Raw genomic sequence first — 14,209 nt, 5'->3', positions numbered from 1 at the left:
CTGAATGATCAAGATCATCGCCATCGCGGTCTGGGTCTGCGCCGCCACGCTCGGCGCCGTCTTCTATTCGTTCCAGGCAGCCGGTGAACGCGGTGTCGGCGAGAAACCCAAGCCGATGCTGGGCGGGCTGGACTACGTCAAGACCGACGTCATTTCCGTGCCGCTGATCCGCGATTCCAAGATCGGCGGCTATTTCCTGGCCAAGCTCGTCTATACCGTCGAACCGGAGCAGATAAAGAAACTGTCGATTCCGGCCGAAGCGCTCATTACCGACCAGGTCTACAGCTACCTCTACGCCAATCCCCAGATCGACTTCACCAAGAAGGCGACGATCGACCTCGATGCCTTTCGCGCCGCCATTCGCGACACCGTCAATGCCCGCGTCGGCGCGAACCTGGTGCATGAGGTTCTGATCGATCAGGTCAATTTCCTGAGCAAGGACGAGATCCGCGACAACTGGCTACGCCGTCGGCAGGATTCCGACACCGCGGCTGCCGGGACCGTCAAGCCGGCCGAAGCGGACGCGCCGCCAGCCCACTGACCACCGGTGCCCCGACAGGCTACCTGGTGCGGCGATAGGAACCAGCCTCCAGGATTTGCGTTGACGTAAACGTCAACCAGAAGCTATATGCGGCAGCGACCGTGATCGCCAGAGATGCCGCATGGACTTCGGCCAGACCGAAATGCCCTGCGCGACAGGTGCAACCAGACAGGGAGAACAGCGTGAGCGTTCAGGAGATTGCCGAGAAGATCAAGTCGCGCGTGGCCAGCAGCGGGTTTGATCGTTCCGTGAAGTTCGACACCGGCGGCGACGGCGTCATCGTCATCGACGGCGCAACCGTCTCGAACACCGATGCCCCCACCGACTGCACCATCAAGCTCTCGCTCGACGATCTCGATTCACTGATCGCCGGCGACCTGAACCCGACCATGGCGTTCATGACCGGCAAGATCAAAGTCGAAGGCGATATGACGGTGGCCATGGCGCTCAGCCAGTTGATTGGCTGAACACACACGATTACCCGATCGTCAATGGATCGCAAAACGCCGCCGCTTCAGGCGGCGTTTTGTTTGAGGAATAGCGTGGTCGATTCCTCAGGCGGCCAGTGTCGGCGCCTGGGCCTTCAGCTTGCGGCCGCAGGCCTTCAGCGTGCCGTGCACGCCGTCGAGCGCACCGTCCACCAGTTCCAGCGCCAGCAGGCGATGCCGCTCATAGGGGCCTGGCATCGCCAGCCGGCCCGTCTTGTCGGCCGAGAAACCGAAGCGTCCGTAATAGGGCGCATCGCCGACCAGCAGGATCGCCGCGTGACCGAGACGCGCCGCCTCGGCCACGGCGTGGCGCATCAGCGCCGAGCCGATGCCGGCATTCTTGAGTGACGGATCGACGGCGAGCGGGCCAAGCAGCAATGCCGGCGGGCCGCCCTCGCCCAACCTGACATCCCACAGCCGCACCGTGCCGGCGACGCCGCCCGACGCGTCGCGCGCGACGAAAGCCAGGCCTTCCGAGGGCCGGCGGCCACGCCGCAGCTTCTCCGACGATTTTTTCCGCCGCATCGGCCCCATGGCACGATCGAGCAAGGCTTCGCGTGCCGCTACGTCGGCGACGGTTTCGGCGACCGTGGAGAAGGCCGGCGCATGAGCTACGATTTCAACTGACATTTCCATTTCCGCAATCCCTGGCAAGCGGAGATCTGTTCCACAAGCGAGCCCGGGCGGGCGGCAAGCGCCCACCTGGGATGATCTGATCGGCTCTCAGCGCATTTTCAGGCGAAGTGGTATCCGGTTCGCCGTCCGAAAATGCGCCAAATAAAGAACCGTCAGATCACGTAGGATCGGAGAGGCTCGAAGCCGTTGAAGGCGACCGCCGAGTAGGTGGTCGTGTAGGCACCGGTGCCTTCGATCAGCACCTCGTCGCCGATCGTCAGCGACAGGGGCAGTGGATACGGCGTCTTCTCGTACATCACGTCGGCCGAATCGCAGGTCGGGCCGGCGAGCACGCAAGGCGCGGTCTCCGAGCCGTCATGGCGGGTGACGAGGGGATAGCGGATCGCCTCGTCCATCGTCTCGGCCAGACCGCCGAACTTACCGATGTCGAGGAACACCCAGCGCACATTGTCATTGTCGGCCTTCTTCGAGATCAGAACGACTTCCGACTTGATGACGCCGGCATTGCCGACCATGCCACGGCCCGGCTCGATGATGGTTTCGGGAATGGCATTGCCGAAATGCTTGCGCAGCGCCGAGAAGATCGCCTGGCCATAGGCTTGGGCCGCCGGCACGTCACGCAAATAGCGCGTCGGGAAACCGCCGCCCATGTTGACCATCTTCAAGACTATGCCTTCCTCGGCCAGCGTCGCGAACACCTTCTTGGCGTCGGCCAGCGCACGGTCCCAGGCGGTCAGGTCGGTCTGCTGCGAGCCGACGTGGAACGACACGCCATAGGCGTCGAGGCCGAGCGCCTTGGCATGGCGCAGCACGTCGACGGCCATGGCGGGCACGCAGCCGAACTTGCGCGACAGCGGCCATTCGGCGCCTTCGCCGTCGGTCAGCACGCGGCAGAACACGCGCGCGCCGGAAGCGACACGAGCGATCTTCTCGACCTCCTCGACGCAGTCGACCGCGAACAGCCTGATGCCGAGCTGGTAGGCGCGTGCGATGTCACGCTCCTTCTTGATGGTGTTGCCGAAGGAGATGCGGTCCGCGGGCGCACCCGCGTCCATCGCCATCTCGACTTCGGCAACGGAAGCGGTGTCGAAGGACGAGCCCATCGCAGCAAGGAGGCGCAGGATTTCCGGCGCCGGGTTTGCTTTCACCGCATAGTAGATCTTGGAATCGGGCAGCGCCTTCTCGAAGGCGCGGAAATTGTCACGCACGACATCGAGGTCGACGACGAGGCAAGGGCCGGACGGACGTCGGGTGGCGAGGAAATCGAGGATGCGCTGGGTAGCCATCGGGTTCTCCAAACACGCCTTTCGGCGCGCACAAGGGTGCGGACGCGGGCTGTCGGCCTCGCGAACACGCGGTGGACAAAGGCGGGACGGAAAATCCATGGAACCAGCCGGTGGAGACCCCGGAACCATGAAACGCCGTCTCGCGGCGATGAACCTCGGCCTTGCCCGGCTTCGGTCCGCTTTGTCTGCCTTGGCTTGGATTGGGAGAACCCCGTTCCGCACTGCAGGCAATGAAGGTGTGCCTCTTCAGTAACCCCGGTCTTTGGACAACCGGCAGAGAACCAGAAAGGCCCGCACCGTCGTTGCTTCAAGGTGTCCTCGGTCAGGCGGTTGGCCGCTAAACCGACTGGAGGGGTTGGCTCCAGTTACCTTACCGATTTCCCTCACCATTCGAGGATCGGCGGACACCCACAGGCACGTGCGACTTTGGGCAAGCGCGATATAGGGGCGAAGGATTTCACAATCAATAAAAATCGTATCGCAGGTTGTAAAATTTCCGGCATCGAACAATGTAGGTGCAACCGTATCCGGATATCGAACGATGACAGGCACGCACGGCCCCTACAACGCCTTCCTCGATCTTCGCCAGATACCGGTGGCCCATGCCAACCTCGGCCCGCTCGCCGGCCTGCGGCTGGCTGTCAAGGACATCTACGACGTCGCCGGCTACCGTACCGGCTGCGGCAATTCCAGGAAATTCGCCGAAGGCATTGCCGCCACAAGCACGGCACCGGCCGTGCAGACGATTCTGGATGCTGGCGCGCGCTTCGTCGGCAAGACGCAGACCGACGAACTGGCCTTTGCGCTGTTCGGCCAGAACGCGCATTTTCCGTTTCCGGTGAACCCGGCGGCGCCCGACCGCGTCACCGGCGGCTCGTCGTCCGGATCGGCATCGGCTGTGGCTGGCGGGCTGGCCGACATCGCCACCGGCTCCGACACCGGCGGCTCGATCCGCGCGCCGGCGAGTTTTTGCGGCCTGATCGGATTGCGCACCACGCATGGCCGCATCGCGCTCGATGGCACCATGAAGCTGGCGCCGAGCTTCGACACGTTCGGCTGGTTCGCCGACGAGATGGTCGCTGGCCCCGCCCTTGCCGAATATGCCAGGATGAAGGCACTGGCGGGTGCGGTTTTCGGTACGCCGGCGACCTCCACCACGCGCTTCAGCTCTTCCCCTGATGAACTCTACTGGTGCTTTCGTCGGCTGCAGGCCAGGGAAGCGTGGGGGGTGCATGGCGAATGGATCACCAGCGGCGAACGCGACCTTGGTCCCGGCGTCGAGGAGCGTTTCGGCTTCGGCCGCGCCGTCGATGACCGCACGGCGCAGGCCGAAAACGTGCGCCGGCTGACCTTCCGCGGTGAACTCAGCGCCCTGCTCGGCAAGGACGGCTTCCTTGTGCTGCCGACCGTGCCGGGTCCGGCGCCCTATGTCGACTCGACGCCGGAGCAGTTCCAGGCCTATCGCGAGCGCGCCCTGCATCTTCTGTGCCTCGCCGGGCTTTCCGGCTTTCCACAGATCACCTTGCCCATCGGCTCGGTCGCCGGCGCACCGTTCGGCCTTTCGCTGCTTGGCCCTTCCGGCAGCGACATTGCCCTGATACGGCTCGGCCGAAAACTTCTCGACGCAGCACAAAAGGCCTGAACCATGGACACACTGACCCGCATGCGCGCCTTCATCGACGTCGTCGAGGCCGAGGGCTTTTCGGCGGCGGCGCGCAAGATCGGCCGCTCCAAGGCGCTGCTGTCGAAATATGTGCGCGAGCTGGAAGACGAACTCGGCGCGCTGCTGCTGAACCGCACGACGCGCCAGTTCTCGATGACCGAGGCCGGCCATACCTATTACCGGCGCGCCTCGGAGATCGTGCGCGAGGTCGACAGCCTGGCGGACGCCGTGCGCGAATCTTCCGGCGACGTGCGCGGCAGGATCAAGGTGTCGGCACCGCGCACCTTTGCCGACGCGCCGATCGGCCAATCGCTGATCGACTTCGCCAAGCAGCACCCCGACATCGTGCTCGACATTCAGCTCGACGACCGCTTCGTCGACCTCGTCGAGGAAGGTTTCGATCTCGCCGTGCGCATCTCACGCCTGGAGAATTCGTCGCTGATCGCGAGACGCCTGGCGCCGTTTTCGATAAAACTCTGCGCTTCTCCCGAACTGATCGCCAAGCATGGCATGCCGACGCGGCCGCAGGATCTCGGCCACATGCCCTGCATCGTCGACACCAATGGCCGCGGGCTGAACAACTGGCCGTTCAAGGGCGACAACAACGATCAGCTGAGCGTCGCCGTGTCAGGTCCGATCGAGGTCAACAGCCCGATGGCGGCGCGCGCCGCCGCCGTGTCGGGACTCGGATTTTGCGTCCTGCCGGATTTCATCGCCGGACCCGATCTTGCCAGCGGCCGGCTGGTGACGGTGCTCGACGACCGCATCCTGTCCGGCGGCGGCATCTTCGCCGTCTACCCGCACCGCCGCTATCTGCCGGCCAAGGTCCGTGTTTTCGTCGACTTCCTGGTGCAGTGGTTCAAGACGCGTGAGGTCGCTTGACCTGTCCAGGGCTTCTGTTGCGTGCGTGTCGTAGTTCCAAAGCCGCCACGCACTTTTGGCTGACACGCTTTGGGTTTGTGCGTGTCATAAATCCCAAAACCGCCACGCACTTTTGGGTGACACGCACCGGCGGTCCCACTTTCGCCCCCTTTCTGGTAACTTTCGGTTCCTCTCCAAGGCCAAGGGAATCGCGACCGGGAATGCAGCTCAAACGGCACGCAATCATACTGGGTTCGGCCCTGGCGGCGACCTTTGCCTCGACGGAGCCGGCTTACGTGCATCCGCACGTCTTCGCCGAGGCACGCCTGGATGTCATCTTGTCCCCGGATCACCAAAGTGTGAAAGCGCTGCGTCATCTCTGGCGCTTCGACGACCTGTTTTCGAGTACGGTGATGATGGAGTTCGACAAGAACTCCGACCTGAAGCTTGACGACAAGGAGCTGAAGGAGGTCGCCGACACCGTTCATGCCTCGCTCGCCGAATTCAACTATTTCCAGCTCGTCACGCAGGACGGCAAGGACGTGGCAATGACGCCACCGCCGCACCTGATGGCCAATTTCGACAACGACCAGTTGATCATCCTGTTCGAGTCCGAGCCGAAGGCGCCGATCAAGCTCAACGGCAAGATCGATATCGGCGTCTACGACCCGACCTTCTACACGGCGATCGACTTCACCGAGGATTCCAACATCACGGTCGAAGGCCTGCCGCCGAACTGCACCAGCAAGGTCGTGCGGCCGGATCCGGACGAAGCGATCAAGGAAAACCAGAAGACCCTGACGGATGCCTTCTTCAACGATCCGACAGGCACCGACATGAGTAAGATCTTCGCCACCAAGCTCGAACTGACCTGTCAGCCAGAAGGATGAAGCCAGTGACGAAACCGTCCCTGCGTTTGGCATTCGGCCTGTTGGCCCTCACCTTTGCCGCGATGCATTTCGCCAACGCCGCGCATGCCCAGTCCTCGCTCGGCATCGGCGTCAATGACGGCATGGCCCCCACCACCGGTCCGTTCGCCCACATACTGATGTGGATCAACCTGCGGCAACAGGAATTCTACCGCGCGCTGGCAACGGCCATGAAGGCGATGCGCCAGGACAACAGCAAGCTCTGGCTGCTCGTCGGCTTGTCCTTCGCCTATGGCATTTTCCATGCCGCCGGCCCCGGCCACGGCAAGGCGGTCATCTCGTCCTACATGGTGGCCAATGAAGTGGCGCTGCGGCGCGGCATCCTGTTGTCCTTCGTCTCGGCGCTGCTCCAGGGCCTGACGGCGGTCGCCGTGATGGCGGTCGCCTATTTCGTCCTGCGCGGCACCGCGATCTCGATGACCGACGCGGCCTGGTTCATGGAGATCATGAGCTTTGTCTTCGTCACCCTGTTCGGCGCCTGGCTGCTGTGGCGCAAGCTCGGCCCGTCCATCCTGCGCCTGTTCGGCAGGGCGCCCGCCTACAGCCTGTCGGCGGCGCACGCGGGTCATTCCCACGCCGGCCATTCGCATGCCGCGCACAGCCATTCGGCGCATGCCCATTCGGCGCACGCCCAGCACGGGCATGACGACCACGACCATGACCATTCGCACGACCATCACGGCCACGCCGCGCATGACCACCATCACGACCATGGCGCGCACGATCATGCGCATCATCATGACCATGCGCATCACGATCACGCCGCGGGCGAGGTCTGCGAAACCTGCGGCCACTCGCATGCACCCGATCCGGCGCTCCTGTCGGGCGACCGCTTCGACTGGCGCACGGCCTGGACGGCGGTGGCCGCCGTCGGCATCCGCCCCTGCTCCGGCGCGCTGATCGTGCTGAGCTTCGCGCTGCTCAACGGGCTCTGGCTCGGCGGCCTGCTGTCGGTGCTGGCGATGTCGATCGGAACCGCCATCACCGTCTCGGCGCTGGCGACGCTTGCCGTGACCGCCAAGAACTGGGCGGTGTATTTCGCCGGCGACGGCCGCATGGGCAACCGCATCCATTCGATCGTCGAGATCGGCGGCGCTGCCTTCGTCTTCCTGTTCGGATTGCTGCTGCTGTCGGCGAGCCTGACGGGCAGCGTCTAGGTCTGTCCTATCCCATTGAAATGGGATGGGCCGGCAAATTCCTAACCAATCTTCCCGCCCAGTTCATCCTCGATATGGGCTTGGATGATCTCGTCAAAACTCTTCTCGGCGCTGAAGCCGAGCTCCCGTGACCGCTTCGCCTCGAAGCGGGTCGGCCAGCCCTTGACGATCGCCCAGATCGCCTCGTCGGGTACCTCGCGGATCAGGCCTGCCGTCTTCGGCCCGGCGATGCGCTCCAGCGCCTCGATCTGCTCGCCGACGGTGACGGCGACACCGGGCATCGTCAGGTTGCGGCGCGGCCCGACGGCAGCGCCATCGATCTCTGCCGCATGGATCAGGAAATTCACCGCCGAGCGCGGGCTGGCATGGGTGTGCACGACCGAGCGCGGCACCGGCAGGATCGCCTCTTGCCCACTCAAGGGCTCGCGGATGATGCCGGAGAAGAAACCGGAGGCCGCCTTGTTCGGCTTGCCGGGCCGCACGCAGATGGTGGGCAGGCGGATGCCGATGCCGTCGAAGAAGCCGCGCCTGGTATAGTCGGCGAGCAATGCCTCGCTCATCTGCTTCTGCGTGCCGTAGGAGGTCAGCGGCGTCGGATGGAAGTCATCGGGAATGACATCCGGGAACGGTGCGCCGAAGACGGCGATCGACGAGGTGAAGACCACGCGCGGCGCAAAACCCGCCAGCCGGATGGCGTCGAACAGCGCCCGCGTGCCGTCGAGATTGACGCGGTAGCCAAGTTCGAAATTCGCTTCCGCCTCGCCCGACACGATGCCGGCGAGATGGAAGACGACATCGGGGCGCGACGCAACCAGGCTTTCGGCGGCGCCCGCCTCCGCGAGGTCGCCGGTGTGGGTGCCGATGCTGACGCCCTCTATGGCCGGGGCCTGCGGCGGCACGATGTCGTGCAGATCGAGCGCGGTGATCGTCTTGCCGCGCAGCGTGCCGTCCTTGGCCAGCCGGGCGATGAGTTTGCGGCCGACCATGCCCGCGGCGCCAGTGATCAGAATGCGCATGTCAAAATTCCCTTACTTGCCCTGATTTTTGCGCTGGCTGCGCGCGCGCAGCCAGAACACGAGGAAAAACGCCAGCACGAAGACAATGCCGAATATGCCGGCGAGCACGGTCGAAAGGCTGCCCAGTGCCAGCATCACGGTCGGCAGGTAGAACGCCGCGATACCGAAAAGGAGCATGATCCACAGCGCGGCGATGGCGGCATTCCTGGTGTCGCGATCCATCATGCCGCACCGGGACAGCAAGCATTCGTAGGACTGGCTTTCAAAGCTGTGGAACTCCTGAGGCAGGGCCGGTTACCGACCGGACCTAGTGATGGTGGCTGTGATGCGCGGTCGCATCATGCTCATGCTCATGCTCATGATCGTGGTCGTCGGCCTCGTCGGCGCATTGGCCGAATTCCGGTTCCACGGTGGCATGGCTGATGCCGTGCTCGCTGGCAAGCCGCTTCTTGACGGCGCTGACCGCCTTGTGCGCATCGACGCCCTCATCGAGGCAGGCGTGCAGCGTCGCCATGTTGCTCGATCCATCGATCGACCAGACATGCATATGGTGTACTTCGCGCACGCCCTGGATCGTGGTTTCCAGGTCCCTTGCGATAAGATCGCGGTCGAGGGTTGGCGGCACGCCTTCGAGCAGCACGTGGGCGGCGGCGCGCATCAGCGACCAAGCCGTCGACAGGATCAGCAGCGAGACCAGCACGGACAGGATCGGGTCGATCGGCGTCCAGCCGGTCGCCAGGATAACCAGCGCCGCCACGATTGCCGCCGCCGAACCGAGCAGGTCGCCCAGCACATGCAGGATGGCGCCGCGCATGTTGAGACTTTCGTGGTCGCCGCCATGCAGCACCAGGAAGGAGCCGATATTGACCAGCAGGCCGAGGATCGCCACCACCAGCATCGGTCCGCCCAGCACCGGCGCCGGTGTGAGCAGGCGCTGCCAGGCCTCGTAGACGATCCACAGCGCGATGACGAAGATGGCGATGCCGTTGGTGTAGGCGACCAGCGTCTTGACCCGGCCGAAGCCATAGGTGAGGCGGACGGTCGCCGGCCGCCCGGCAAGATGGAAGGCATACCAGGCAAGGCCGAGCGCGATGGCGTCGGCAAGCATGTGGCCGGCATCCGCCAGCAGCGCCAGCGAACCGGTGAAGAGACCGCCAAGCGCCTCGGCCACCATGAAGCCCGCCGTCAGGCAGGCGGCGATCAGCACACGCTTCTTGTCGGTCGTGCCATGCACATGGACGGCGACGCCGCGATCATGGCCGCTATGGTCGTGGGAATTCGCCAATGGCAGCTCCTGTCATGCGCCCCAAGCCGGACTTAAGCGCCGAATTCCGCGCGACAATCCTCAAGCCGTCGCTTCTGCTGGCCGGCGCCGTCGAAATTGGCCGGGTCGAGCCACGCTAAATAGGCTTTGCGCAGGGCCGGCCATTCCTTGTCGATAATCGAATACCATGCAGTATCGCGGTTTTCACCCTTGACGATGAGATGCTGGCGGAAAATGCCTTCGAACTTGAAGCCGAACCGTTCCGCGGCCCGCTTCGAGGGTTCGTTGCGATTGTTGCATTTCCATTCGTAGCGGCGATAGCCGAGTTCGTCGAAGATGTATTTCATGAACAGGAACTGCGCTTCCGTCGCGCCCGGCTTGCGCGAGATCAGCGGCCCCCAATAGATGTTGCCGATCTCGATGACGCCGTAAGCCGGATCGATGCGCATCAATGTCTGGCGGCCCGCGACCTTGCCGGTCGCCTTGTCGATGACGGCGAAGAACAGCGGGTCTTCGCTCGCCTCGACCTTGTCCAGCCAGGGTTGGAAGGCGGGGCGGGTTTCCGGCGGATAGTCGGGCAGCCAGGCGAAGCGGCCGTCGACATCGGACACGGAAGATGCCTCATAGAGCCCGTCACCGTGCTTTGCGGCGCTCAGCGGTTCGAGCCTGACATAGCAGCCGTCGATCGCCTTGCGCTCGGGTCGCGGACGCGGTTGCCAATCTTTGAGATTTTCCGACACCGAAGACTCCAATCCGTTTGACTTTTGCGGGCCGAAGCTCACAAAAACGCAACCCCACAGTAAGAACCACACGGACGGGAAAAATGCTCCACACGATTTCGGCCTTCGACCGTCTCGGCGAGGAAAATGCCTTCGCGGTGCTGGCGCGGGCGACCGCATTGGCTCAACAGGGTCGCGACATCGTCAATCTCGGCATCGGCCAGCCCGACTTCAAGACGCCGCAGCACATCGTCGAGGCCGCGATCAAGGCGCTGCGCGACGGCCACCACGGCTACACGCCCGCCAACGGGCTTCTGGCGACGCGCGAGGCGGTGGTGCGGCGCACGCTGACCACCACCGGCGTCGAGGTCTCGCCCGAGACGGTGATGATCCTGCCCGGCGGCAAGCCGACCATGTTCGCCGCCATCCTGATGTTCGGCGAACCCGGCGTCGAGATCCTCTATCCCGACCCCGGCTTTCCCATCTACCGCTCGATGATCGAATTCACCGGTGCCGCACCCGTTCCCGTGCCGATGCGCGAGGAAAACGGCTTTGCCTTTTCGGCCGAGGAAACGCTGGCACTGATCACCTCCAAGACCAGGCTCTTGATCCTCAACTCGCCGGCCAACCCGACCGGCGGCGTCACGCCGCGCGCCGAGATCGAGAAGCTGGTCAAGGGACTGGAGAAGCATCCCGATGTCGCCATCCTCTCCGACGAGATCTACGACGTCATGACCTATGACGGCGAGACACACTGCTCGCTGCTCGGCTTCCCCGAAATCCGCGACCGGCTGATCGTGCTCAATGGCTGGTCCAAGACCTGGGCGATGACCGGCTGGCGCATGGGCTGGTCGATCTGGCCGAATGGCGACAAGGGCGCCCATCTCTACGACAAGGTGCGCAAGCTGGCGGTCAATTGCTGGTCCTGCGTCAACGCGCCGAGCCAGTTCGCCGGCATCGCGGCCATCGATGGCCCGCAGGACGACGTCGACACGATGATGCGCGCCTTCGACCGCCGAAGGAAGGTCGTGGTCGAGGGGCTGAACGCCTTGCCCAACATTTCCTGCATCACGCCCAAGGGCGCGTTCTATGCCTTCCCCAACGTCTCGAAGACCGGTTGGAAGGCAAAGAAGCTCGCCTCCGCGCTGCTCGACGACGCCGGCGTGGCGCTGATCGGCGGCCCTGATTTCGGCATTCTCGGCGAAGGCTATGTCAGGCTCTCCTACGCCAACTCCGAGGAGAACATCTTGCGCGCGCTGGAACGGATCGGGGCGTTCCTGGCCAAGTGAGCTTCGAGGTAGGCCGGAGCTCCTTTCCCGGATGGTCTGCGGCCGGCCGGCATGTCGGTGTCATGATCCGTCGGCAGGCTCGCGGCCAAGACTGTGCGTGCATGTCGGGAACGGTTACCGTCCAACGATCAGGATCGGAGTGAGGTTCCTCGGATGTTCTATGCAATCCTTGCCTATCACGTGGAAGATGCGATCAAGGCGCTGACGCCGCAGGAAGATGCGGCACTGATGGCCGAGCTGCTGAAGATCAACACAAGGCTTCGTGAGGAAGGCACACTTGGACCGTCCGCGCGTCTGGGGGCGACGCAGGATGCCTTCACCCTGCGCGGCCCAGGCGACGGCGTGGTCATCGACGGCCCTTTCGCCGAGACCAAGGAACAATTGCTTGGCCTCTATGTCGTCGACTGCGCCACGCGGGACGAGGCCATCGCGATCGCCCGCGACCTTCGCCGTGTCAATCCGACCGCCGTTTACGAGATCAGGCCCATTCTGCTTTTCAAGCCCGGCGCACCGCTGGCGGGCAAATGAGTCGGCGGCGGAGGCCCTGCCAGCGTCCGCTGCTCACCCACGCCCGACGAACGGCATCTTGGTTGCCATCACGGTCATGAACAGCACGTTCGCCTCGAGCGGCAGGCTGGCCATGTGGACGACGGCATCGGCGACGTGCTGGACATCCATCACCGCTTCAGCGGCGATCGAGCCATTGGCCTGCGGCACGCCGACGGTCATCGGCTGCGCCATGTCGGTCAGCGCATTGCCGATGTCGATCTGGCCGCAGGCGATGTCGTAGGGACGGCCGTCGAGCGCCAGCGTCTTGGTCAGCCCGGTGATGGCATGCTTGGTCGCCGTATAGGGCACCGAGCCCGGGCGCGGCGCATAGGCCGACACCGAACCATTGTTGATGATGCGCCCGCCCATCGGCCGCTGCTTGCGCATAGCACCGAAGGCGGCGCGGGCGCACAGGAACGAACCGGTGAGATTGACGCCGACAATATCGTTCCACACTTCGACCGGGATCTCGTCGATCGGCGTCGACTTGTAACCCATGCCGGCATTGTTGAAGAGCAGGTCGACGCGGCCAAAGGCTTCCGCCACCGTCTCGAACAGATCGTCGACCTCGCCGGCCTTGCTGATGTCGCAGGCGACCGCCAGTGCCTTGGCCTCGGTCCGGCCGGCCTCGACGATCGCGGCATCCAGCACCGCCTTGCGGCGGCCACAGAACACCGTGTTCCAGCCGGCCTTGAGCAGCGCCGTGGCGACGCTCTTGCCGATGCCCGTGCCGGCGCCGGTGACGATGGCGGTTCTTTCTTCGGTCATGGCTGATGTCCTCCGGCAGCGCCGAGCGTGCCCGACTGATTTTCAGGATTTGGCTCAGCAGAAGGCATCGCAAATGACGGCAGCGATGGCAAGCGGACCGCACGAACATGCCTTGAAAAATGGCGCTCGTTTTGCGGAGCAGGCCCCGGCGTGGGCCGACAAAAAGGGCGGTCATTGGCGACCGCCCTGATCTGAACCGGGCTTGGGAGGAGGAAAAGCCGATCCGACTGTGTAGAATCATGCGCTTCCTGAGTTAACGAAAGGTTAACGCCGGAAAGACGGCCTGTCCCGATCTGACCCTACCAGCGTGGATTGGGCGAAGTCCCGGCCGTTGTTGCGGGAACCTTGACTGCCGAAACCGTCGCCTCGACATGGTCGACCAGCGCGTCCGGCAGGCCGAGCCGACCGGCGAGCAGGTCGAGATAGCCGCGCTCGGCGCGCGTGTCGGGATCGATGGTGAGACGCGACGCCGTGTAGAGTTCGAGCTTCTGCGCGTCGGTCTTGGCCTGCGCCACCAGCGCGTCGAGGTCGAGCGGGCTTTCCAGCTCCGCCATCAGGAATTTCTCGGCATCGGAGCCGATCCCCGAAAGACTGAGCTTGCCGGCGATCTTCTTGCGCTCCTCGTCGTCGACATGACCGTCGGCCTTGGCCGCCGAGATCATCGCCCGCACCAGGGTCAGCGTGAATTCATCCTCGCCCTGCGGCGCCTGTGACGGATGGAAGGCGGTGTCCTTGGGCGGCGGCAGCAATTCCGGTTCGCCGGCGGCGGGCGCCTGCTCCGGCGCGTTGCCGGCCTTGTAGTTCTGGTAGGCCTTGTAGGCGAGGCCGCCGATCGCGGCCAGGCCGCCGAGCTTCACCGCCGCACCTGTCACCTCGCGGCCGGCCCCTGTTCCAAGCAGCACGGCGGCCAGCGCACCCGCTGCCAGCGGGTTGTCCTTGGCCATCTGCACAGCCTGGCCCGCCTTGTCGCGGACGGTGCCGCTGGTGCCGGGAATTTGCGAACCGAGCAGATCGTCGAGAAGCTTCTTGGGATCGAACATTCA

16 protein-coding genes are annotated in these 14,209 nt (G+C 64.3%); 8 read left to right on the top strand and 8 right to left on the bottom strand.

The genetic code is table 11. The features are described from left to right. Nucleotides 1-4: 4 nt before the first annotated feature. Together CK226_RS18540 and CK226_RS18535 are read left to right on the top strand one after the other, a co-directional pair. Entirely contained in the window at nucleotides 5-541 is a 537-nt protein-coding gene (locus CK226_RS18540) for a hypothetical protein (RefSeq protein WP_095772630.1), read from the top strand. Between the two features lie 182 nt (nucleotides 542-723). Continuing rightward, nucleotides 724-1,008, top strand: coding sequence for an SCP2 sterol-binding domain-containing protein (locus CK226_RS18535; RefSeq protein ID WP_019861010.1), 285 nt, complete (start codon nucleotides 724-726; stop codon nucleotides 1,006-1,008). Between the two features lie 87 nt (nucleotides 1,009-1,095). Here CK226_RS18535 and CK226_RS18530 read toward each other — a convergent pair whose 3' ends face one another. Both CK226_RS18530 and odc2 read right to left on the bottom strand, forming a co-directional pair. Then, nucleotides 1,096-1,665, bottom strand: coding sequence for an N-acetyltransferase (locus tag CK226_RS18530; protein WP_095792677.1), 570 nt, complete (start codon nucleotides 1,663-1,665; stop codon nucleotides 1,096-1,098). A gap of 152 nt (nucleotides 1,666-1,817) precedes the next feature. Continuing rightward, nucleotides 1,818-2,951, bottom strand: coding sequence for an ornithine/lysine decarboxylase (gene odc2, locus CK226_RS18525; RefSeq protein WP_095772628.1), 1,134 nt, complete (start codon nucleotides 2,949-2,951; stop codon nucleotides 1,818-1,820). 541 nt (nucleotides 2,952-3,492) lie between these two features. On the opposite strand from odc2, the gene CK226_RS18520 reads away from it, so the two are divergent. From CK226_RS18520 to CK226_RS18505, 4 genes are all read left to right on the top strand, one after another. Further along, nucleotides 3,493-4,593, top strand: coding sequence for an amidase family protein (locus CK226_RS18520; protein WP_095792676.1), 1,101 nt, complete (start codon nucleotides 3,493-3,495; stop codon nucleotides 4,591-4,593). A gap of 3 nt (nucleotides 4,594-4,596) precedes the next feature. Next, nucleotides 4,597-5,496: a LysR family transcriptional regulator gene (locus CK226_RS18515; protein WP_095772626.1), complete on the top strand. Its 900-nt coding sequence runs from the start codon at nucleotides 4,597-4,599 to the stop codon at nucleotides 5,494-5,496. Between the two features lie 200 nt (nucleotides 5,497-5,696). Continuing rightward, entirely contained in the window at nucleotides 5,697-6,365 is a 669-nt protein-coding gene (locus CK226_RS18510) for a DUF1007 family protein (RefSeq protein WP_095792675.1), read from the top strand. Further along, nucleotides 6,362-7,561, top strand: coding sequence for a nickel/cobalt transporter (locus CK226_RS18505; RefSeq protein ID WP_095792674.1), 1,200 nt, complete (start codon nucleotides 6,362-6,364; stop codon nucleotides 7,559-7,561). The genes CK226_RS18510 and CK226_RS18505 overlap by 4 nt, the downstream gene beginning before the upstream one ends. 41 nt (nucleotides 7,562-7,602) lie before the next feature. Here CK226_RS18505 and denD read toward each other — a convergent pair whose 3' ends face one another. From denD to CK226_RS18485, 4 genes are all read right to left on the bottom strand, one after another. Beyond that, nucleotides 7,603-8,577, bottom strand: a complete 975-nt coding sequence (gene denD, locus CK226_RS18500; protein ID WP_095792673.1) for a D-erythronate dehydrogenase — start codon at nucleotides 8,575-8,577, stop codon at nucleotides 7,603-7,605. A 12-nt stretch (nucleotides 8,578-8,589) separates the two neighbouring features. Beyond that, nucleotides 8,590-8,802 carry a hypothetical protein gene (locus CK226_RS18495; protein ID WP_081295203.1) on the bottom strand — a complete coding sequence of 71 codons (213 nt, stop codon included), beginning with the start codon at nucleotides 8,800-8,802 and terminating at the stop codon, nucleotides 8,590-8,592. A gap of 82 nt (nucleotides 8,803-8,884) precedes the next feature. After that, nucleotides 8,885-9,862, bottom strand: coding sequence for a cation diffusion facilitator family transporter (locus tag CK226_RS18490; RefSeq protein ID WP_095792672.1), 978 nt, complete (start codon nucleotides 9,860-9,862; stop codon nucleotides 8,885-8,887). A gap of 32 nt (nucleotides 9,863-9,894) precedes the next feature. Then, nucleotides 9,895-10,581: a GNAT family protein gene (locus CK226_RS18485; RefSeq protein WP_095792735.1), complete on the bottom strand. Its 687-nt coding sequence runs from the start codon at nucleotides 10,579-10,581 to the stop codon at nucleotides 9,895-9,897. A gap of 83 nt (nucleotides 10,582-10,664) precedes the next feature. Here CK226_RS18485 and CK226_RS18480 point away from each other — a divergent pair, with 83 nt between their 5' ends. Continuing rightward, nucleotides 10,665-11,849 (top strand): pyridoxal phosphate-dependent aminotransferase, encoded by a 1,185-nt coding sequence (locus CK226_RS18480; RefSeq protein ID WP_095792671.1) that lies wholly within the window; start codon nucleotides 10,665-10,667, stop codon nucleotides 11,847-11,849. 153 nt (nucleotides 11,850-12,002) lie between these two features. Further along, nucleotides 12,003-12,377, top strand: coding sequence for a YciI family protein (locus tag CK226_RS18475; protein ID WP_019861024.1), 375 nt, complete (start codon nucleotides 12,003-12,005; stop codon nucleotides 12,375-12,377). A gap of 33 nt (nucleotides 12,378-12,410) precedes the next feature. On the opposite strand, the gene CK226_RS18470 is transcribed toward CK226_RS18475, so the two are convergent. After that, entirely contained in the window at nucleotides 12,411-13,166 is a 756-nt protein-coding gene (locus CK226_RS18470) for an SDR family oxidoreductase (protein WP_010911332.1), read from the bottom strand. A 299-nt stretch (nucleotides 13,167-13,465) separates the two neighbouring features. Beyond that, nucleotides 13,466-14,206, bottom strand: coding sequence for a tellurite resistance TerB family protein (locus CK226_RS18465; protein ID WP_095786978.1), 741 nt, complete (start codon nucleotides 14,204-14,206; stop codon nucleotides 13,466-13,468). Nucleotides 14,207-14,209 lie beyond the last annotated feature (3 nt).

Origin of the sequence: Mesorhizobium sp. WSM4311, from assembly GCF_002295115.1 — a bacterium.
Lineage (GTDB): Bacteria > Pseudomonadota > Alphaproteobacteria > Rhizobiales > Rhizobiaceae > Mesorhizobium.
Note: the sequence above shows the minus strand (reverse complement) of the source record. Positions and strands in the feature narration are given on the sequence as shown.

What these genes read in the sequence shown, in the direction of transcription:
- CK226_RS18540 (WP_095772630.1), top strand. Translation starts at nt 5, where the DNA reads ATGATCAAGATCATCGCCATCGCGGTCTGGGTCTGCGCCGCCACGCTC.
- CK226_RS18530 (WP_095792677.1), bottom strand. Translation starts at nt 1,665, where the DNA reads ATGGAAATGTCAGTTGAAATCGTAGCTCATGCGCCGGCCTTCTCCACG.
- odc2 (WP_095772628.1), bottom strand. Translation starts at nt 2,951, where the DNA reads ATGGCTACCCAGCGCATCCTCGATTTCCTCGCCACCCGACGTCCGTCC.
- CK226_RS18520 (WP_095792676.1), top strand. Translation starts at nt 3,493, where the DNA reads ATGACAGGCACGCACGGCCCCTACAACGCCTTCCTCGATCTTCGCCAG.
- CK226_RS18515 (WP_095772626.1), top strand. Translation starts at nt 4,597, where the DNA reads ATGGACACACTGACCCGCATGCGCGCCTTCATCGACGTCGTCGAGGCC.
- CK226_RS18510 (WP_095792675.1), top strand. Translation starts at nt 5,697, where the DNA reads ATGCAGCTCAAACGGCACGCAATCATACTGGGTTCGGCCCTGGCGGCG.
- CK226_RS18505 (WP_095792674.1), top strand. Translation starts at nt 6,362, where the DNA reads ATGAAGCCAGTGACGAAACCGTCCCTGCGTTTGGCATTCGGCCTGTTG.
- denD (WP_095792673.1), bottom strand. Translation starts at nt 8,577, where the DNA reads ATGCGCATTCTGATCACTGGCGCCGCGGGCATGGTCGGCCGCAAACTC.
- CK226_RS18495 (WP_081295203.1), bottom strand. Translation starts at nt 8,802, where the DNA reads ATGATGGATCGCGACACCAGGAATGCCGCCATCGCCGCGCTGTGGATC.
- CK226_RS18480 (WP_095792671.1), top strand. Translation starts at nt 10,665, where the DNA reads ATGCTCCACACGATTTCGGCCTTCGACCGTCTCGGCGAGGAAAATGCC.
- CK226_RS18475 (WP_019861024.1), top strand. Translation starts at nt 12,003, where the DNA reads ATGTTCTATGCAATCCTTGCCTATCACGTGGAAGATGCGATCAAGGCG.
- CK226_RS18470 (WP_010911332.1), bottom strand. Translation starts at nt 13,166, where the DNA reads ATGACCGAAGAAAGAACCGCCATCGTCACCGGCGCCGGCACGGGCATC.
- CK226_RS18465 (WP_095786978.1), bottom strand. Translation starts at nt 14,206, where the DNA reads ATGTTCGATCCCAAGAAGCTTCTCGACGATCTGCTCGGTTCGCAAATT.